The organism is Glycomyces sp. TRM65418 (assembly GCF_019710475.1).
Taxonomy (GTDB): Bacteria; Actinomycetota; Actinomycetes; order Mycobacteriales; family Micromonosporaceae; genus Glycomyces.
Window position 1 is genome coordinate 1 of record NZ_JAJFAX010000004.1, and the last position, 17,731, is coordinate 17,731.

Annotated in this window: 17 protein-coding genes; 7 read left to right on the forward strand and 10 right to left on the reverse strand. The window is 71.7% G+C overall.

Translation table 11 applies throughout. The annotated features are described in order from the left end of the window. Positions 1–1,738, forward strand: a 1,738-nt coding sequence (locus K3N28_RS10370) for a carbohydrate-binding protein (protein WP_228092454.1), incomplete at its 5' end; no start/stop codon positions are given. Between the two features lie 497 nt (positions 1,739–2,235). Here the strand turns inward: K3N28_RS10370 and K3N28_RS10375 are convergent. Then, positions 2,236–3,015, reverse strand: a complete 780-nt coding sequence (locus K3N28_RS10375) for a class I SAM-dependent methyltransferase (RefSeq protein WP_228092456.1) — start codon at positions 3,013–3,015, stop codon at positions 2,236–2,238. A 440-nt stretch (positions 3,016–3,455) separates the two neighbouring features. On the opposite strand from K3N28_RS10375, the gene K3N28_RS10380 reads away from it, so the two are divergent. After that, positions 3,456–4,568, forward strand: coding sequence for a hypothetical protein (locus tag K3N28_RS10380; RefSeq protein ID WP_228092458.1), 1,113 nt, complete (start codon positions 3,456–3,458; stop codon positions 4,566–4,568). A gap of 363 nt (positions 4,569–4,931) precedes the next feature. Here the strand turns inward: K3N28_RS10380 and K3N28_RS10385 are convergent, their stop codons facing one another. Further along, on the reverse strand, positions 4,932–5,903 hold the full coding sequence (locus tag K3N28_RS10385; protein WP_228092460.1) for an anti-sigma factor RsbA family regulatory protein: 972 nt from the start codon (positions 5,901–5,903) through the stop codon (positions 4,932–4,934). Then, entirely contained in the window at positions 5,900–6,283 is a 384-nt protein-coding gene (locus tag K3N28_RS10390; protein WP_228092462.1) for an STAS domain-containing protein, read from the reverse strand. Before K3N28_RS10390 ends, K3N28_RS10385 begins: the two co-directional genes overlap by 4 nt. A gap of 618 nt (positions 6,284–6,901) precedes the next feature. Between K3N28_RS10390 and K3N28_RS10395 the strand changes: the two genes are divergently transcribed. Continuing rightward, on the forward strand, positions 6,902–8,101 hold the full coding sequence (locus K3N28_RS10395) for a hypothetical protein (RefSeq protein ID WP_228092463.1): 1,200 nt from the start codon (positions 6,902–6,904) through the stop codon (positions 8,099–8,101). Here the strand turns inward: K3N28_RS10395 and K3N28_RS10400 are convergent. Further along, positions 8,041–8,544: a TetR/AcrR family transcriptional regulator gene (locus K3N28_RS10400; protein ID WP_228092464.1), complete on the reverse strand. Its 504-nt coding sequence runs from the start codon at positions 8,542–8,544 to the stop codon at positions 8,041–8,043. The genes K3N28_RS10395 and K3N28_RS10400 overlap by 61 nt on opposite strands. A gap of 59 nt (positions 8,545–8,603) precedes the next feature. Between K3N28_RS10400 and K3N28_RS10405 the strand changes: the two genes are divergently transcribed. After that, positions 8,604–9,578, forward strand: coding sequence for a hypothetical protein (locus tag K3N28_RS10405; RefSeq protein ID WP_228092465.1), 975 nt, complete (start codon positions 8,604–8,606; stop codon positions 9,576–9,578). A gap of 187 nt (positions 9,579–9,765) precedes the next feature. Here K3N28_RS10405 and K3N28_RS10410 read toward each other — a convergent pair whose 3' ends face one another. Continuing rightward, positions 9,766–11,472: a cellulose-binding domain-containing protein gene (locus K3N28_RS10410; protein ID WP_228092466.1), complete on the reverse strand. Its 1,707-nt coding sequence runs from the start codon at positions 11,470–11,472 to the stop codon at positions 9,766–9,768. A gap of 304 nt (positions 11,473–11,776) precedes the next feature. On the opposite strand from K3N28_RS10410, the gene K3N28_RS10415 reads away from it, so the two are divergent. Next, positions 11,777–12,379, forward strand: coding sequence for a CGNR zinc finger domain-containing protein (locus K3N28_RS10415; RefSeq protein WP_228092467.1), 603 nt, complete (start codon positions 11,777–11,779; stop codon positions 12,377–12,379). A 310-nt stretch (positions 12,380–12,689) separates the two neighbouring features. Here the strand turns inward: K3N28_RS10415 and K3N28_RS10420 are convergent, their stop codons facing one another. The 3 genes from K3N28_RS10420 to K3N28_RS10430 all read right to left on the reverse strand — a co-directional run bounded on the left by K3N28_RS10420 (position 12,690) and on the right by K3N28_RS10430 (position 14,886). Next, the gene (locus tag K3N28_RS10420; protein WP_228092468.1) at positions 12,690–14,369 is read right to left on the reverse strand and encodes a DEAD/DEAH box helicase; all 1,680 of its coding nucleotides are present in this window, start codon (positions 14,367–14,369) and stop codon (positions 12,690–12,692) included. Between the two features lie 80 nt (positions 14,370–14,449). Next, positions 14,450–14,659 (reverse strand): cold-shock protein, encoded by a 210-nt coding sequence (locus tag K3N28_RS10425; RefSeq protein ID WP_228092469.1) that lies wholly within the window; start codon positions 14,657–14,659, stop codon positions 14,450–14,452. Positions 14,660–14,664: 5 nt separating this feature from the next. Then, positions 14,665–14,886, reverse strand: coding sequence for a hypothetical protein (locus K3N28_RS10430; protein WP_228092470.1), 222 nt, complete (start codon positions 14,884–14,886; stop codon positions 14,665–14,667). 240 nt (positions 14,887–15,126) lie between these two features. Here K3N28_RS10430 and K3N28_RS10435 point away from each other — a divergent pair, with 240 nt between their 5' ends. After that, positions 15,127–15,579 carry a DUF805 domain-containing protein gene (locus K3N28_RS10435; protein ID WP_228092471.1) on the forward strand — a complete coding sequence of 151 codons (453 nt, stop codon included), beginning with the start codon at positions 15,127–15,129 and terminating at the stop codon, positions 15,577–15,579. Positions 15,580–15,673: 94 nt separating this feature from the next. Here the strand turns inward: K3N28_RS10435 and K3N28_RS10440 are convergent, their stop codons facing one another. Further along, the gene (locus K3N28_RS10440; RefSeq protein WP_228092472.1) at positions 15,674–16,084 is read right to left on the reverse strand and encodes a VOC family protein; all 411 of its coding nucleotides are present in this window, start codon (positions 16,082–16,084) and stop codon (positions 15,674–15,676) included. 48 nt (positions 16,085–16,132) lie between these two features. Next, positions 16,133–16,897 carry a helix-turn-helix domain-containing protein gene (locus K3N28_RS10445; RefSeq protein WP_228092473.1) on the reverse strand — a complete coding sequence of 255 codons (765 nt, stop codon included), beginning with the start codon at positions 16,895–16,897 and terminating at the stop codon, positions 16,133–16,135. A 77-nt stretch (positions 16,898–16,974) separates the two neighbouring features. Between K3N28_RS10445 and K3N28_RS10450 the strand changes: the two genes are divergently transcribed. Continuing rightward, positions 16,975–17,616: a hypothetical protein gene (locus K3N28_RS10450; RefSeq protein WP_228092474.1), complete on the forward strand. Its 642-nt coding sequence runs from the start codon at positions 16,975–16,977 to the stop codon at positions 17,614–17,616. The last annotated feature ends 115 nt before the right edge of the window (positions 17,617–17,731 follow it).

Consider the following 17,731-nt stretch of genomic DNA (forward strand, 5'->3'; position numbering starts at 1 on the left):
CGCCGAGGGCAACATCGGCTCCTGGCGGGTGGTCGACCACGACACCGGCGCCGTCCTGGCCACCGGCAGCGGCGCGGGCGTCATCGGCTTCGACTCGACCTCACTGAGCAAGATCAACTTCGAGATCACCGGCTCGTCCGGAGTGCCCAGAGTCGCCGAATTCGAGACCTACGCCGGATCCGTCTCGGGCCCCACTGATCCGCCCGACCCCACCGACCCGCCCGACCCCGCCGACCCGATGCGGTTCGAGGCCGAGGCGTCGTCGGCGACCTGCGACGGCACGATCGACTCCAACTGGTCCGGCTACTCGGGCACCGGGTTCTGCAACACCACCAACACCTCCGGAGCCGGCTCCGGCTACACCATCGAAGGGGCGAGCGCCGGGGAGGCGACGCTGACGTTCGGGTTCGCCAACGGCGGGACCACCGCACGCGCGGCGAACCTCGTGGTGAACGGCTCGACGGCGGCCACGGTCTCGTTCGAGTCCACAGGCGCCTGGAACACCTGGACGACCAAGACCGTGACCGTGCAACTGAGCGCGGGCACCAACACCGTCCAGCTGGTCGCCACCGGGTCGGCGGGGCTGCCGAACATCGACTACGTGGACGCCTCCACCGGCACTCCCCCGGACGACGGCGGGAACCCCGATCCGCCGACCGGGGCAGCGCTCTACGTGGCTCCGAACGGCAGCGACGGCGCCGCCGGCACCGAGTCGAACCCGACGACGCTGACCTCCGCGATCGACCGCATCGAGCCCGGCGGCACCATCTACATGCGCGGAGGGACCTACAACTTCTCGCAGACCGTCCACATCGAGCCCGGCAACGACGGCCTCTCCAGCGACCGCACCGAGTTGTTCGCCTACCCCGGCGAGACCCCGGTCCTGAACTTCTCGGCCCAGAGCGAGAACTCGGCCAACCGCGGCCTCGCCATCGGCGGCGACCGATGGCACCTGCGCGGCCTCATCGTCGAGCGCGCCGGTGACAACGGGATCCTGCTGGGCGGGAACGACAACATCATCGAACGCGTGGTGACCCGCTTCAACCGCGACACGGGTCTGCAACTCTCGCGGTACACCGCCGGGGCGCCCAGTTCCGAATGGCCCTCGAACAACCTCATCGTGAGCGCGGAGTCGCACGACAACGCCGACTCCGACGGCGAGGACGCCGACGGCTTCGCACCGAAGTTGACCGTGGGCCCCGGGAACGTGTTCCGGTTCTGCGTCGCCCACAACAACATCGATGACGGCTGGGACCTGTTCACCAAGTCCGACACCGGCCCGATCGGCGAGGTCGTCATCGAGGACTCGCTCTCCTACGAGAACGGCACCCTCTCCGACGGCTCACAGGCCGGCGCGGGCGACCGCAACGGCTACAAGCTCGGCGGCGAGGACATCGCGGTCGACCACACCGTGGTGCGCAGTATCGCGATCGACAACGGCAAGCACGGGTTCACCTACAACCGGAACCCCGGCTCGATGACGATCGAGGACAACCTGAGCATCGGCAACCAGGAACGCAACTTCAACTTCGACGCCGGCGACTCGACGTTCCGGAACAACACCTCCTGCGACAGCGGATCGAACGACCGGATCATCGGCGACGACGCCGGCGGCAACCAGTGGTGGTCGGGCTCCAACGGATCGCGGTGCGCCCAGTACTCGGGGTCCCTGGACTGGTCCTTCGCCGCAGACGGAAGTCTCGTCGTCACGATCGGAGGCGATCCCGTCAACCTCTAGCCGCCGCGGTCGGCCGAGCCGACGCCCGCGGCATCCGCCGGCCCGTCCGAACGAACCGGACGGGCCGGCTCCCATCGTCAGCAGCCCGCGTCCAGCGACGCGCTCGGCGCTCTCAGCGCCGCTCCCCTGAAGACCGTCCAGCGTGCCGTCGATCCGGCCGAACCCGGCACCGCGATCCGGATCCGCGGCGGCGCCTACGCGCCCGAGACGAACCTCCAGCTCCTCGAGAGCGGCGCCCCAGCGGACCGCTCCGGGCCGCGAGCTGATCTCGGTCAACGACCCGACGGTGGTCAGCGTGGGCGGCGAGTACCACGTCTACGCCCCCCACCGCGGGCGGCTGGAGCATGACCTACTTCGGCGGGTTCTCCGACTGGTCGCAGGCCGGGCTGGCCCAGCAGCAGCACTTGACGCAGACGGCCATCGGCGTCTGCGACGCGGCCGCCTCGCAACGGTTCTAGCGGGTTTCAGGTGATACCCGACGCCGTGGGCGTGGTGGTTCACAGCCGTTGAACGCGCAGCACCGCGGTCTGCATCGGCAGGGTGAACTCGCCGTCGGCGGTCTCTGGTCGGGTTGCCAGATAGGCGCGGATGCGGCCCAGCGCGGCTTCTCGTTCCGGGTCGGGCATGACCAGCATGCCCGCCCTCGTGGCGAGCGTCGCGACGAGCGATTCGGCAGTGCGGCGCTGCCCGTGCGGGAACGACGCCTGCTCCGGTGAGCCGAACCGAGCGGGCGCGCCGTTCTTCGGCAGGTGCATGTCGGCCGTCTCGGTGCGCCAGCTGGCGGGCGTGTCACGCGGGCCGATGGCCGCGCCGCCGCTGACTCGCGCGAGCCCGGCAGCCCACTCGACCTCGTCGTCGATGACGTTCCACAGGCCGGCCAGGATCCCGCCGGGGGCGAGGACCCTGGCGATCTCGGGGCCTGCGACGGCCATGTCGAACCAGTGCATGGCGTTGCCGGCCAGCACGAGGTCGACCGAGGCATCCGGCAGCGGAATCGCCTCGGCACTGCCCGACTGGGCATCGACCCCTGGCAGCGATCGGCGCAGCTCGGTCAGCATCGCCGGATCGGGTTCGACGGCAACGACATCGACGCCCATCGCGATCAACGTGGCGGTCAGCTTGCCGGTCCCGGCGCCGAGATCGAGCACGCGCGGTCCGGGCGCGGGCTCGAGCGCCCAGCGCACTGCGGCCTGCGCATAGTCCGGCCGGTGCTCGGCATAGGCGCTCGCCGCTGCACCGAACGACGAAGCGTGACGCAGCCCTTCATCCTGGTTCATGCGGTCACCCTATCGGATTTCTGGTTATTTGTTGTGTGCCAACGGCTTGGGAGGTCCGGGCAGGTGTGGTGACAGCTGGCGAGGAGCGCTGGACAGCGCCGTTCTCGAGGCTGCGGCCCAGGAGGTTCGCCCGGCCGGTGCGCCAGCCCGAACGCCGGGGCGACGATGCGCTGCGCCGAGCTCGGTCCTGGAGTCCGCCGCCGGCCGTTCGGGTGCCGCTGGTGGCCGTCTACTGGCGCGCCAACCTCACGCTCCGCCGGCTCGCGCGTCGGTTCGGGGTCTCGAAGTCGCCGCCGATATGGGTCCAAAGGCTGATGGGTCTCGGTCGTTCGACCCAGGGCGGCAACGATTTCCGAGGGAAGGGTAGGGGTGGCGGGCCCGTCCGGGTCCGCGTTTCCCTCAACGGATTGGACGAGACAGTGCCACGCTCACGGACTCTGATGGGAACGGCGTTGCTGACGCTCGCGGCGGCGGCCGCCTCCATCGCACCGGCAGCCCCGGCCGGCGCCGAGCCGCCCGAGGACCAGGGCTTCGAACTGCTCGACCCCACCGGCCCCCGCGAGGTGGGGGTCACCGAACTCCACCTGGTGGACGAGGACCGCGCGGACCTGTGGTTTCCCGAGCAGGACCGGCAGCTGATGGTCACCATGTGGTACCCCACCCGCGACGAGGGCGAGGCCGCGCCGTACATGACCGCCGACGAGTCGGCGGTGTTCGTCGACCAGCTCGGCATCGACGCGCCCGCGGACTACTTCGCGACCGTCCAGACCAGCGCCGTCGCCGGCGCCGAGGTCGCGCGCGGCAAGCTCCCGCTCGTCGTGCTCTCCCCGGGCTGGAGCTTCCCGCGCGCCACGCTCACCGGCCTGGGAGAGGAGCTCGCCAGCCGCGGATACGCCGTGGCCGCGGTCGGGCACCACTACGAGGCGCCGATGGCGCTGCCGGACGGGACCGTGAACGGCTGCCTGGCCTGCCCCACGCGACCTGCCGGGTTCGACGTGACCACGCAGCGGGCCGCGGACCTGTCGTTCGTCCTCGACGAGCTCACCGCCCGCGGATCCCAGTGGCGCGGTCACCTCGACCTCGACCGCGTCGCGGTCGGCGGCCATTCGATGGGCGGCTCGGCCGCGCACACCGTGCTCCAGACCGACGAGCGCTTCACGGCCGGGTTCAACCTCGACGGCGCCCTCCACGACGCGAAGGACGCGCCGGTCGAGGCGCCGTTCCTGCTCGTGGGCGCCGAGGTCAACGGCGTCCCCGGCAACGCCGACGGCTGGCTCTCGGCCTGGCCGCAGATGAGCGAGTGGAAGCGGTGGATCCGCGTCGACCAGACTGCGCACAGCTCCTTCACCGACCTCGCCCCGATCGCCGACGACCTCGGCATCCCCATCCAGGAGATGGACGGCGAACGCGCACTCGCACTCACCCGCGCGTACGTCACGGCCTTCCTCGACCGCACCCTGGGATGCGAGGAGCCACCGATCCTCAACGGCCCCAGCACCGAATGGCCCGAGGTGGCCTTCGAAAACCCGGAGTCGACGGCCCCTGCACCGTGAGCCGGGCATCCGGCAAGGCCTGCCCGCCGTGCGAGTCGCGGCAACAGCACTGGTAGCCCGCCTGCCTAAGCGGGTTTCGGGGGAGACCCGATCTTGGGTTCAAATCCCCTATCCTCCGCCGTTGGGCCCCGCTGACCTGCGCAAATGTAGGAACGGCGGGGCTTTTCGCGTTGCGGCGCCGGGACGAAGCCGGGGTGCGAGGACCGCGGCGGCGATGCCGAGGGGCGTCGAGCCGGCACCGGCAGGCCCGACCGGAGCCCTCGGTGATCATGCCGCCGACGATGGCGGCATCCCGGCCGGCGAGCCCCCCGAGCGCTTTGTCGCCTGCGGGGAAGGCGTTGGCGGGGGCCGCGGCAGGCGGCGTCAACGACGCTGTGACGGAGCGCCGGCGGCGGGCAGGCCGATGTGGAAGCGCATGGTGGTTCCTCGCGGGCCGGTGTGCGTGCGCAGGAGGTCGACGATCTGATTGACCAGCAGGAGGCCGCGGCCGTAGGGCTGGTCCCCGTCCACCGGGCGGCGCCCGGCGAGCGGGTCGGTGATGTGGCCGGCGTCGCTCACCTCGCAGACGAGCCGGTCCTGCTCGGTCCAGATGCTGAGCAGGCCCCCGGCTCCGCCGTGGCAGACGCTGTTGGTGAGCAGTTCGGTGACCGCGATCTCGAGATCGATGAGCCGGGTCGCCGCCAGGCCCGCGCCGCGTCCGTACGAGGTGGTGAACCAGCGCGCGTTGTCGACCGTCTCCCGGTCGAACTCCCTCGTGATGGCCGAGGGAGGCCGTCCCTCGAGCGGCCGGTTGTACTCGGCGACGATGCGGTCGGGGTCGTAGTCGTCGCTGGTGCGGCGCCCGGATCCGTCGATGAGGACGGGGTGCGTGGCGAGGGAGTCGGCGATCACCTGCGGATCGAGGCCGTCCGTGTCGTAGGGGCAGAGGATGGCGACGTCGCGGCCGGTGAAGGCGTGGTTGATGAGCGCTTCGTGCTGGGCGCAGGCGGGATACTCGGCGGCAGTGCGCGAAGCCCAGATCGGCTCGCCGATGATGTGGACACGGCGGTCGGGGTGCTTGTCGGCGAAGGCGCGCAGCACGCCGGGGATGATGCGCCCGGGGTTGGCGCCCGCCTCGGTCATGTCGAGCATCTGGACGCGCGCGGCCGAGGCCCCCAGGGCGCGCCGCAGCAGCGCCAGGTTGGGCCCGGGCACGGAGACGGCGACCGGCGCGTCGACGGCGAGCGCCTCCTCGATGAACGGGATCGTGCCATCGAGGTACTCCTGGTCGCCGGCGTAGTACAGCGCAGGGTGGTAGAACGGATCATCGGTCGCGGGCACGGGAGCTGCGGTCACTGCGCGTCTCCTTTGATCGTGAGCGCGTCCACGCCGTCCGGCCAGAGCACTTCCATCATCCTTCTCATGTGTGGAGGGGAGCCGTGGACCACGATCCGGGCCCCGCTCGGGAGCTCCCCGGCCACGTTGACGAGGATGCTGACCCCCCGCATGTCGATGAACGCCAACTGCGCGAGGTCCAGATGCAGCTCTCCGTCGCCGACCGTCGCCTGGCGCAGCAAGCGCCCCCAGGCTTTGTGGCTGTTCAGGTCGACCGTTCCTGAGACGTGCAGGACCGGCAGCGGTCCCTCGGTCTGATGCGCGCGCAGCGGCCCGTCCTCGGATCCGGACGCGCGCGGAGTATCGGCGTCCCGTTCGCCGCCGTACCCGATCGATGCCATAGCTCCGCCCCGTGCGGCTGGAACTCTGGCTCCGCGCCCCTGGGCCGCCGCCGCTGGTGCGCACTGGTGGGGGAGTGTCGCCTCCCCGATCGCGCATGACGCGATCGAACCCCACTATAGACCGGCGAAACGTCCGACGCTCATGGTCGACCGTGCTCTGACCGGCTAACACACGTTTCATCCCGAAATTTTTGCATGTGCGAGCTGCGTCGCACCGCTCCTCGCGCTCGACACGGACCTCAACGCCTCCCGGCTGCGCGGCCACGAGGAGGCCATCGCGGGCGCGGCCGCCGGGAGCGCGCTCGGACGGGTCGGGCAGCCGTCCGACAACGCCGGGATCGCCGGCTTCCTCGTCTCCGAGGACACCGCCTGCGTCGCCGGCCAGGCGCTCGACGGCACCGGAGGGACGCGGCGCCGATGCGTGCCACGCGGACGAACGCTCAACTGCCCGCGGCCCGGTGCGTCGAGGAGCTCATCGCGCCGCTCCCGCTGGTCCGCCCGGCGACCGGGCAGGCCGGGGCGCCTGAGGCCTCAGTGGACTGTCACCTGGCCGCGGCGGCATGGTGCCGGTGCTCGCTCTGAGAGGGGGCAGTTGCGCCGACCTGGCAAAATCGCACCATGGACCCCTATTCCTCCTACGACCCCAACGCGAGCGTCCCGCCCGACCACGGCCCGAACGGCTCGCCCGCGGACCCCGGCGCGGGATACGTGCCGGGCCAGGCCCCCGCGTACCCCGGCGCCGCTCCCGGTCCCGGCCTGAACTCGGCCCCCGGCATCGGATACGTGCCGACTCCGGAGACGACCCGCAACATCGGGTATCCGCCGCCGGTCGGCCCGCCCGCGCCCGGCCAGGGGCCCTACCCGGGCGCGGGGCCGTACCAGGCCGGCGTCCCCGGGATGCCGCCGCAGTACGCGACGCCCATGCCGCCGCAGCGTTCGGGGATGCCGGCCGCCGGCTGGATCGGGATCGCCCTCGGGGCGGTGCTGGTGCTCGCCCTGGGCATCACGGGCCTGGTCGTCGTCATGGACCGTCCCGAGGCTTCGGAAAGCGCCGCCTCGACCACCGGTGAGGGCTCCGGCGGCGATACCGCGAGCGACACGTCCGGGTCGGATCCGACCGAGGCGGCCGTGGCGGACCCGGTGGCCGACGCCGTGGTCGGCGACTGCTTCTACGACTACGGCGACGAGACCACCCCGGACCTGGAGGCGACCGCCTGCGGGGCCGGGACCTTCGAGGCGATCGACATCGTCGAGGGGACCACCGACCTGTCCTCCTGCGACGGCATGGCCGCCGTCGACACCGCGGTCTCCTCCACCGGGGCCGACCGCGTGCTGTGCCTGAGCTACACCGCGATCGCCGGCGACGACGCGTACCACGCGCAGGTCGACGAATGCGTCTACGGCTCCTCCACCCCGGGCAGCCCGTGGAACGTCATCGACTGCCAGGACGGCGCGTTCAAAGTCATCGAGCGCCTCGAAGGCGAGTCCAGCATCAGCGCGTGCAGCGATTCGACCTACTTCGTCTACGGCGTCGGCTACACCACCGGACAGTCCTATCTGGACGTGACGCTGTGCCTGCAGATGATCTACGCCAGCGGCGACGCGGGGTACGCGGAGATCGACGACTGCCTGTCCATGAACTCCGACTACACGTACTTCGAGTTCGTGTCGGACTGCGGCGACGGCAATGTGTACGTCACCGGCCGCACCAACGAGAGCGTCGACTCCGAGAGCTGGTGCAACGGCTGGGGCTGGTCCTACGAGGAGGTCCCCGACTTCCCCGAACTCTCCTTCACCATCTGCTGGGGGTACCTGTAGCCCCGGCCGCGACCGGCGGCGCCCCGCGGCCGCCCGGACGCGGGACCGCCGTTTCGCCGGGGCGGTTCAGGTTCGACGGATGGCGTCGAGCGCGCGGTCGTAGTAGTCCAGCAGCGGCGCGAGATCCCGGCGGCGGCGGCGATCCGGTCGATCGTCGTCTGCTCGAAGCCTTCGGCGAGGAAGAGGTCCATGGCGACGGCGGTGATCTCCTCGTACGCCTGTCGACGCGACCGCGCCCACAGCCCCGGTGCCTCGTCGCCGGCGACGGGGCCGACGGCGGCGCCGAGCGCATGCATCCCGACGAGGTCGGACGCCGCGTCGGCGGCTCTCGACCGCCCCGACTCCGGGCCGACGGCGATCGTCGGCCGCCGGAACCGGATGACGGCGGCGGTGGCGCCGCTGCTCGGCCGGCGCCGCATGACCGAGATGGTCGGCCGGCTCATGACCGCCGACCGGTGACGAGGACTGGTAAGGAGCGGACACGAGCTCCTATCATCAGATGATGACGCGATCCATCGGCGGCCGAGACGTTCCCCCCGACCTCGCCCAGTGGGGGCTGCATGCGTTCGCGCTCGGCGCCCGGAGCACCCCGCAGGCGGTGGTGGCCATGGACGACAACGGCGTCCTGCTCTACCGCGCCCGGCATGGCGTCACCCTCGACCAACTTGCGGCGCAAGGGGTCACCGCCTCCCAGAGTCAGCTCGCGCTGCTGCGCGCCTATGGCCTGATCGCCATCGACGGCGACCGGATCGGCACCGCGTTCCCCGTGGTCGGCCCCGAAGTCCTCGGTCCGCTGCGGCCCCGCGTCCGCCGGTTCGCCGCCGACCTGGTCCCGCGGATCAGCGGCGAGGTCGCCGCGATCGCCGCGGAACTGCGCCGCCGCGGCCATGCCGGGCACGACTACACCGTGGTCTTCGGGCACGCCGTCGACGGCCTGCTCTGGGACCGCCTCCGGGAACTGGGCATGTCGCCGAGCACCGAGCTGAGCATCGACCGTCCCTATTGGAACGGCGCCTTCTGGGCGTTGTACCCGCCGATCCGGGGAGCCGCCGGCGTCAACGAGGACGCCGGGGCCGAGGCCGCGCTGGTCATGGTCTGGTCCGACGCCACGGGCGAGGCCCTATGGGATCTGGCGCGATCGGAAGCGGGACGCGCGCTCATGGACGACCCGACCGGCCAGACCGATATCCCGGTCCTGGCCCCCCACGACGGCGACGCCCTCCACCGCCACAGCATGGGCATCGCCGACACCATCGCCCGAGTGCTCGGCTCCGACCCGCAGGCCCGGGCACTGCTCGACGCGATCCCGGACGCCACGCCGCAGGAGAGCACGCTCATCGTGGCTCACGAACTCATCTGGGAGCTCATGGAAGCCCTCGTCGCGGCCGATCTCCTGCAGCCGCCCCCGGGGCTTCGCGGCCAGGCCGCCGAGTCGCTGACCGAGCAGCTCCTGCTGCGGCTTCACCCGCGCGACTGACCGCGGGCCGCGACGATGACGCGGCGGTGCGCCGGGATCGTCTCGTCCTCGCTGGGCGCCTCGTCGGCGGCGTGCCACCGGAAGGGGCCGGCCTCCGCGAGGAGGCCGGCCCCGGTTCGCCCTCGGGCCCTGCCGGTACGGGGGGTCGGCTCGGGCCCTCGGGTCGTTCTCCATCCGTGGTCGCGGGTCAGTTGGGGGAGTGGACCGTGCCGTCGTCCCAGTCCTTGGTGGCGCCCCGCATGTACCAGCTCGAGCCGCCGGACGGCGTGCTGCCGGAGAAGTACTGCGCGATGGAGCCTTCGAACGGCGTCGTCGAGGCGTTGCCGCCGTAGGCGTCCGTGTAGACCGTGGTCGAGCCGGAGACCTGCAGGCTGAAGCCGCCCGGCCGGTACTCCCGCAGGGTCCCCTTGAACGGCGACCGAGGATCGTCCCAGGCGAGGCGTTGCCCGCCCCCGGCCTGCAGCGCCTCCTCGCAGTTGGGGCCGCCCAGCAGGTCCGGCTCGTAGCACAGGTCCAAGACCCGGCCCATGCTGTTCGGCAGCGACGGGTCGTAGTAGCGCTGCGAGTCGACGACGTAGAACAGCGGCGAGATGCTGAAGTTCACGCCGGCGCCGTTGACCCGCGAGTTGCCGAACCAGAAGTCGTCCATGTCGGACACGTTGAACGGCTGCGGCGTCGGGTACAGCGGGTCGTAGTGCGTGTCGCCCCGCCGGATCGCGTCGATGCAGCCCGACTCGGCGATCAGCCGGCCCGGCGTCACGTACTCCGAGGGCGAGTCCGCCGGGACCGGAGTCCCGACTTCGATGCGCGGGCCCCCGAAGCCCGGGCATTCGGAGGGGCTGAAGCCGCCGGCCTCGCCGAAGGGCATCATCAACGCGAACTTCGCCTGAACGGTGCGGCCGTTCGCGTTGCACTTGATGTTGCTGATCAGCTCGTGGACGTTGTTCTTGAACGCGTCCGGCGAGTGGGTGCCCTGGTGGATCTTCAGCAGGATGTCGCAGTCGGCGAGGACGTTGCCCTGCGGCGGCAGGAAGGCGGTGCCGTCGTCGCCCTGGATCACGTCGGTGTTCGCGACGAGCACCTTGTGCCCGACGTGGTCCTCGTGCCGGTGGCTGTGCTCGGGCAGGCTGTCGGCCTGCACCTCACTGACGTAGCCGAACGGGGGGAAGCCGCTCTCATCGAAGAGGGGCGAGGTCCGCGGGTCGTCGCCGTGCTCGTGCCCGAACGAGCAGCCGCTGGAGTGCCGCGTGGGGTGCCAGGTCGGGTAGACCTTGCCGTCGGGGCCGTATGCCCAGTACCGGGCGTGGATCTCGTTGGAGCATTCGCCGGACCGGGGCTCGTAGCCCTTCGGGTTGGACTGCTGGATCAGTTCGTACGCCATGCTGAGCTCGGCGTCGGCCGGCGGCAGCCCCGAGCCCCATTCGGGGTTCGTAGGGCCGGGGTCCGTGGGGTCGGGCCCGGTGGGGTCGGGGTCGGTCTGGCCGGTGCAGACGTCGCCGTTGACGGCGATCCGGCTCGGGGCGGCGCTGCTGCCGCCGGCGGTGAAGCCGAAGACCTCGCGGCTCTGGCCGGATCCGATCGAGGCGTTCCAGCCGACGTCGGCGCCGCTGAAGTCGGATCCGCTCTGCGTCCAGTCGACGTTCCACGCGCTGTTGACGGTGGTGCCGGAGGGGAAGGTCCAGTCGATGCGCCAACCGTCGATCGGTTCGTCGGCGGTGATGGTGATGCTCGCCTGGAAGCCGGAGCCCCAGTCGCTGACGACCTGGTAGTCGACGTCGCAGCCCGCCTCGGCGAAGGCCTGGTCCGCCGAGCCGATCGTCAGCGTGCCGGCGCCGAGGGCGGCGACCGCCAAGCCGGTGAGCGCCAGTCGCCTGCGTCTTCGATGTGCTTGCATGGTTCGATGTCCTTTGCTCTTCGGGGCCCTCCGCTCCAACAGCACTCGAAGGGATCCCGTCGGCGCCGCGGGGAGATCGGGGACGACCGTCGCGCCGAGGGAATCGCTCCCAGGCTGTATATCGATGGTTGACGATATGTAAAGAGCATGTCAAGGCTTTCCTGCAACTTTCAGAAACTTTCGGACAGCAAGCGTTTGATGTACCGATAAGGCAATTGGGCAGGGCATGCTTCCCGCCTTGCGCGCCAGCGGAAGCGGACTCCGGCGCGGGGAGCGTCCAGCAGAACCGGTTATCTTGGATTCAATGGTCGCCCTTCCCAAGCCTCGGCCGCGTCCTCCTTGGGAGGACGGGCACTTCGTCGGCGGGCACGTGGTCCTGGACCTGACGAACACGGTGTTCGACCGGGCGCATCCGGTAGCGGACAACGAGCTGCTGAAGACCCCGTCGGCGGCGCTGGCCTGGTGTGCGTCCGTCGGGCTGCTCGAGGACGGTCTGCCGGAGGTGAGCGGTGCCGCGGCGGACGCGCTCGTGTCCCAGCTGCGGGCCGTCCGCGAGGACGCCTGGGCGGTCTTCGACGCCGTGGCGCGGACGGCGCCGATTCCGGAGGCCCCGTTCGGCGCCCTGCTGGAGCGCGGCGGCGCGGGCCTGCGAGACGAGCGCCTGCGCGGCGTCGACGCGAGTCGGGTGCCGCTCGACTTCGACGGCGAGCCCGATGCGATACCGGCGGCGTTGTCCCTGTCGGCGGTCCAGGCCCTGTTCACCTTGCCGCGCGGCCGGATCCGGGCGTGCGCTCGGTGCGGGTGGCTGTTCCTCGACTCCTCGCGCGGCGGCCGGCGCCGCTGGTGCAGCATGGGGACCTGCGGGAACCGCGAGAAGGCCAGCCGCCACCGCCGAGGCAAGCGCTGACCCGCCCCGTTCACCGGCCTCCGCGCGCCGCCGTCGGCGCCCCTCAGCAGTCGCCCCGACTCCTCGACCGCGACTCGCGGACGGTCAGGGCGGGCCGCCTGCTCGCCGCCGTTCGCTCGGTTCGGCCAGTCGCGTCGCGAAGGGGCGCATGAGCGCCGCGCGCTGTGGACGGGGAAAGCGTCCCGAGGCGGTGTCCGACCGGCATCCCGAAACGGTGCAGGCGCGAGCGGGGCGTCCGGGAGCGGCCGGTCGCCGAGGGACGGCGAAGGGCGCACTGCCGGGCCGGGGTTCGACGCGTCGTCGGGGGTCTTCAGCTGCGGCGCGGCGGCGCCGAGTAGCGCTCGCGGCGGGCCGTGGGGCGCTTGCCCTTGATCGTAGTCTGCCGCAGCGCTTCGATCACCTCGTCGGCCGAGGACTCGGGGACCTCCACGAGCGAGAACCGGTCGGCGATCTCGATCGCCCCGATGTCGCGGCCGCTGAGCCGCGACTCTCCGGCGATCGCCCCGACCAGGTCCTTCGGCCGCACTCCGGCCTCGCGCCCGAGGTTGAGGAACACCCGCGTCGTCTCGCCCTCCGTGCGCGGAGGCCGATCGCCGCGCCGGTCGGACTCGCGCCGCGGCCCCCGGCCGCCCGGTTCGGCGATCGCCGGGATCTCCCGCTCGTCGATGTCGCCCCCGGTCGCCTCGTGCGCCAGCTTGACCGCCGCGAGGGCGATGTCCATGACGTCGAACTCGTCGGTGAGCGCCTCCACGACCACGCGGAACTGGTCGAGGTCGTCCACGACAAGGCTCTCCTGCAGCGCGGCCCGGGTCGTCTCCAGGCGACGGGCGCGCAGGTCGGTGACCGTGGGGACCTTCTCGATGGTGATGCGCCGCTTCGTCAACCGCTCGATCGACTTGAGCATCCGATGCTCGCGCGGCTCCACGAGCGTGATCGCCACGCCTTCGCGTCCGGCGCGCCCGACCCGGCCGATGCGGTGGACGTACGCCTCGGCCGCGGCGGGCACGTTGTAGTTGATCACGTGCGTGAGGTGCTCGATGTCGAGCCCGCGGGCGGCCACGTCGGTCGCGACGAGCAGGTCGGCGGCGCCCCCGCGGAGGCGCTTCATGACGCGGTCGCGCTGGTCCTGGCTCAAGCCGCCGTGCAGCGCCTCGGCCCGGTGGCCGCGCCCGTTCAGGGTCTCGGTGAGCTCCTCGACCTCGGCCCGCGTGCGGCAGAAGACGATCGCCGCCTCGGGCGACTCCACGTCCAGCACCCGGCCGAGCGCGTCCGGCTTGTGCGCGCGGGCGACGATGTAGCCGCTCTGGCGCACCAGGGGCGAGTCCTCGGCGGCGGCCGACTCCCGGCCGAGCTCGACCCGGACCGGGTCCCGCAACTGCCGCCGGGCGATGCGGTCGAGGCGCGCGGGCATGGTGGCCGAGAACAGCATGGTCTGCCGGTCCTCGCGGGTCCGGCCGAGGATCGCCTCGATGTCCTCGGCGAAGCCCATGTCGAGCATCTCGTCCGCTTCGTCGAGCACCACCGTGGACACGTCGTCGAGGCGGAGGCTCCCGCGGTCGATGTGGTCGAGCGCGCGGCCGGGCGTCGCCACGACCACGTCGACGCCCCGGCGCAGCACCTGGAGCTGGCGGCCGATCGGCTGGCCGCCGTAGATCGGCAGGACCCGCACGCCCAGCTCGCGGCCGTAACGGTGGAACGCCTGCGACACCTGCACGGCCAGCTCCCGCGTCGGCACCAGCACGAGGGCGTCCGGGTTCGATCCGCCCCGGTCGGCGGGCATCCGCGCGATCACGGGCAGCGCGAACGCGGCGGTCTTCCCGGTGCCGGTCGCGGCCTGGCCGAGCAGATCGCGCCCGGCGAGGAGCGACGGGATGGCCTCCCGCTGGATCGGCGTGGGCTCCTCGTAGCCGAGGTCGGCCAGCACGCGCAGGAGTTCGGGCGCCAAGCCCAGTTCGGCGAAGCCCGCCGCTTCAGCGTTCGTGGCGTTCACGGGCCCTCCGATCGCGATCGCTCTGGTGGCACCCCGAACCGGCCCCGTCCGGGGCCGGCGCTTCGGGCCGCCTTGCTCTTCTACACGGGTTCGACCTGCGTCGCCGCGGGCTTGCCGCGGTCGCCCGTGGTGACCTCGAAGCGGACGCGCTGGCCGTCCTCGAGCGTCCGGAAACCGCCGGTCTCGGCGATCGAGGTGAAGTGCACGAAGTAGTCGCCGTTCCCCTCGTCGTCCTCGATGAACCCGTACCCCTTGTCGGAGTCGAACCATTTGACCGTACCGGTCGGCATGATCCTCACCGCCTTCTGATCTTGCGTTTCGGGATCACCGGGTACCCGCGAACCGCCGCGTCATGCCCGCGCGGGTCCTCCGGTCCGGGCACCGATCCGTCAGGGCTGCTCGGGGCCTGCGGCGAGCCGGTGACGCTGAGCGCGATGCAGGCCGCCGTGCGCACGACCGCGGCGACGAGCGTGGGAACGCCCCCGCCGAGCGCCTCCCGCGCGAGGTACGAGCTCACCGCAGTGCTGATGGCGCCCGCGGCTCCGGCGCCCTGGAGTCGCGGCCGTCGCTCGTCCTGTGCGTGGTCTCGGGACGGCGCCCCTCCTTCCGCGCTGCGGAACGCATCGGCCTCGCCGCGGGCCCGCGCCGGCAAGTGAACGGCAAGCGGGGCCGCCTAGGCTTTCGAGCCGCTGCGGCTTCAGGCGCGCCGTGCCGCCGCGGCCATCATCTACTTGAGACAGAAAACGAGGTCGTCCCCTTGAGCTGGTATCTGGCGGTACTCAAGAACTACGCGAATTTCAGCGGGCGTGCCCGCCGCGAGGAGTACTGGACGTACGTGCTCTTCCACGCGCTCGCGATCATCATGCTGTACGCGATCTCTCTGGCGACCCTCGTGCTCAGCGCCGGTCTGGAAGGCGGCCCCGCCGCCGCCCTGGCCGTCGCCGGGACCCTCCCGCTGATCGCCTACGGCCTCGGGACCGTGGTCCCCACGCTCGCGGTGGTGGTGCGCCGGCTGCACGACACCGGGCGCACGGGCTGGTGGTACCTCATCGCCTTCGTGCCCTTCGGCGGCATCGTCCTCCTCCTCTTCATGGTGTGGCCGGGCGATCCCCACGGCAACCGGCACGGCCCCAGCCCCAAGCCCGTTCCGGAGTCCCCCCTGGCGATGCGCCACCGCGAACCGAACGCGCCCTTCGCTTCTCGGACCTGAGTCCAGGACCGCCCCGGCGTGGCGCCTCCCCTCGGCGCCGGGGCGGCCCGCCTCCGCGGGGCACTGTCCGATGCGGCAGTGCCCCCCGCGGGCGTCACTCCGGCGAGGCGGGCATCGCCGAGGGGTCGTACGCCAGCAGCTCCCAGCTGTGGCCGTCCGGGTCGTCCACGGCCCGGTTGTAGAGCCAGCCCATGTCCTGCGCGGGCCGAGGCTCGGTGCCGCCGGCCGCCACCGCCGCGACGGTCAGCCGGTCGACCTCTTCCTTCGACTCGGCGGCCAGGGCGTTGATCGCCTCGATGCCGTCGGAGGCGATCTTCCGCGACGTGAAGCCGGAGAACTGCTCGTGCGTCATGAGCTGCAGGGCGATCGCGTCGCTCAGGAGCACCTGCGCCGAGGTCTCATCGGTGAACTGCGGATTCAGTGTGCCGCCCAAGGCCTGGTAGAACGCCTTGCTCGCCTCCAGGTCGGCGACGGGGAGATTGATGTAGATCTGCGTGAAAGCCATCGAACGCTCCTCGGTTCGAGCGGCCGGTCCCTCCGGCCCGGTTCGAATCTACGGCCGCACCTCGGCCTCGGTCTTGTACAGAAGCGACAGGACCTCCTCGCCCGTGGGACGCTGCAGCTGCGTCGCCCTGCGGCCGACGAACCGGGCCAGCGACCGCGCCAAATGCGGCTGGTCGTGATAGCCGACCTGGTGCACGACGTCGGCGGCGGCCGTGCCCTGCCGCAGCAGCATCGCGGCCCGCCGCGCCCGCTCGATCTGCCGGATCGTGCCCTGGGTGAGTCCCGTGGCGGCGGCGACGCGGCGCTGCACCGAACGCGGCGTGACCAGCATGGGCGTGTCTCCGGCGAGGACGTCGGCCACCAGCGGGTCCCGGACGAGGAGCCCCGCGCGGACCAGGCGGTCGACGAAGGTCTCCGCGTTCTCGTAACCGGGGATCTCCCACTCGTCGCCCTCCAGCACGAACGTGCGCGCCGTCGCGTGCGGGCTCGCCACGCTCGTGTCGACGAGGCCGCGGACGGGCAGGTTCCGCAGGAACGCGCCGTGCCGGAAGATCACGCCGAGCGTGCGTTCCATCCCGCCGCCCAAGGGCACGGTCGTCGGCCGGGTCTCGGGCCCGCGCACGGAGACGTTCGTGACGCCCCCGGCCGTCCAGGCGATGAGCTCCCAGTTCGAGTTCGCCACGGACACCATGCGCCCGGGCACGGGCGCGCCGTTCACGCTCGCCTCCGACACCTGGTAGACGCGCTCCACGTACGGCGAGTCGGACGGCCGCTGGTCCAGTCCCGGGACGCCGCCGAAATGATCATGGGCCACGTCGTGAATGGTATCGCCACCTCCCGCGATGCCCGAGGGAGTTTCACCGGCGGCGGCCCTGCGCCTATGCTCGGTGCATGGCCGTCATTCACCAAGCCACCCTGCGCCCCACCAAACTCGAACTGCTGGCGGCGTGGCTGCCGGAACGCCCCTGGTACACCGGCCGGACCGGTGACGTGCACCAGGTGGCGGCGTACCGCTTCGACGATCCGGTCGGCGCGGTCGGGATCGAGACGATCCTGGTCCGGGCCGACCACGGGCCCGTCTACCAAGTGCCCCTGACCTATCGCGCCGGACCCATGGAGGGCGGGGACGCGTGGCTGATCGGCACGATGGAGCACTCGGTGCTCGGCAAGCGCTGGGTCTACGACGCCGCCGGGGACCCGGTCTACGCCGCGGCCCTCGCCGGCGCGATCCTCGCGAACACCGGCCAGGCCGAGCAGCTCGTCCTCGTCGAAGGCCGCCTCGAGCCGCGCGAGCTCAGCATGAGCGTCGCCAGCACCGCCCCTGAAGGCGCGCTGGCGGGGAACGTGCCGGGCGTGAACCGAGTCGAGCGCGTCGAGAAGGGCGACCCGACCCGGATCGTCACCGACACCGTCACCCTGTCGGTCGCCCGGCGTCTGAGCCGGGACGCCGAACTCTCCGGGACGGTCCTGACCGGCACCTGGCCCGGCCGGCCCGAGTCGACGCCCCTGGCCTCCGCCGAACGCCGCGACTGAGCGCGGGACCCGCCCTGCGCCGTCTGCTCGCACGCGGCGTCCGGCCGATCAGGAAAGCGCTTGTGGACAATCCGCCCTGCTCCCGTCCTTGACTCCGCGCCGACATATTGGCAGA

Excerpts from the sequence above, each read along its gene's own strand:
- K3N28_RS10375 (WP_228092456.1), bottom strand. The coding sequence starts at position 3,015 with ATGAACCAGGATGAAGGGCTGCGTCACGCTTCGTCGTTCGGTGCAGCG.
- K3N28_RS10380 (WP_228092458.1), top strand. The coding sequence starts at position 3,456 with ATGGGAACGGCGTTGCTGACGCTCGCGGCGGCGGCCGCCTCCATCGCA.
- K3N28_RS10390 (WP_228092462.1), bottom strand. The coding sequence starts at position 6,283 with ATGGCATCGATCGGGTACGGCGGCGAACGGGACGCCGATACTCCGCGC.
- K3N28_RS10395 (WP_228092463.1), top strand. The coding sequence starts at position 6,902 with ATGGACCCCTATTCCTCCTACGACCCCAACGCGAGCGTCCCGCCCGAC.
- K3N28_RS10400 (WP_228092464.1), bottom strand. The coding sequence starts at position 8,544 with ATGAGCCGGCCGACCATCTCGGTCATGCGGCGCCGGCCGAGCAGCGGC.
- K3N28_RS10405 (WP_228092465.1), top strand. The coding sequence starts at position 8,604 with ATGACGCGATCCATCGGCGGCCGAGACGTTCCCCCCGACCTCGCCCAG.
- K3N28_RS10410 (WP_228092466.1), bottom strand. The coding sequence starts at position 11,472 with ATGCAAGCACATCGAAGACGCAGGCGACTGGCGCTCACCGGCTTGGCG.
- K3N28_RS10415 (WP_228092467.1), top strand. The coding sequence starts at position 11,777 with ATGGTCGCCCTTCCCAAGCCTCGGCCGCGTCCTCCTTGGGAGGACGGG.
- K3N28_RS10425 (WP_228092469.1), bottom strand. The coding sequence starts at position 14,659 with ATGCCGACCGGTACGGTCAAATGGTTCGACTCCGACAAGGGGTACGGG.
- K3N28_RS10440 (WP_228092472.1), bottom strand. The coding sequence starts at position 16,084 with ATGGCTTTCACGCAGATCTACATCAATCTCCCCGTCGCCGACCTGGAG.
- K3N28_RS10450 (WP_228092474.1), top strand. The coding sequence starts at position 16,975 with ATGGCCGTCATTCACCAAGCCACCCTGCGCCCCACCAAACTCGAACTG.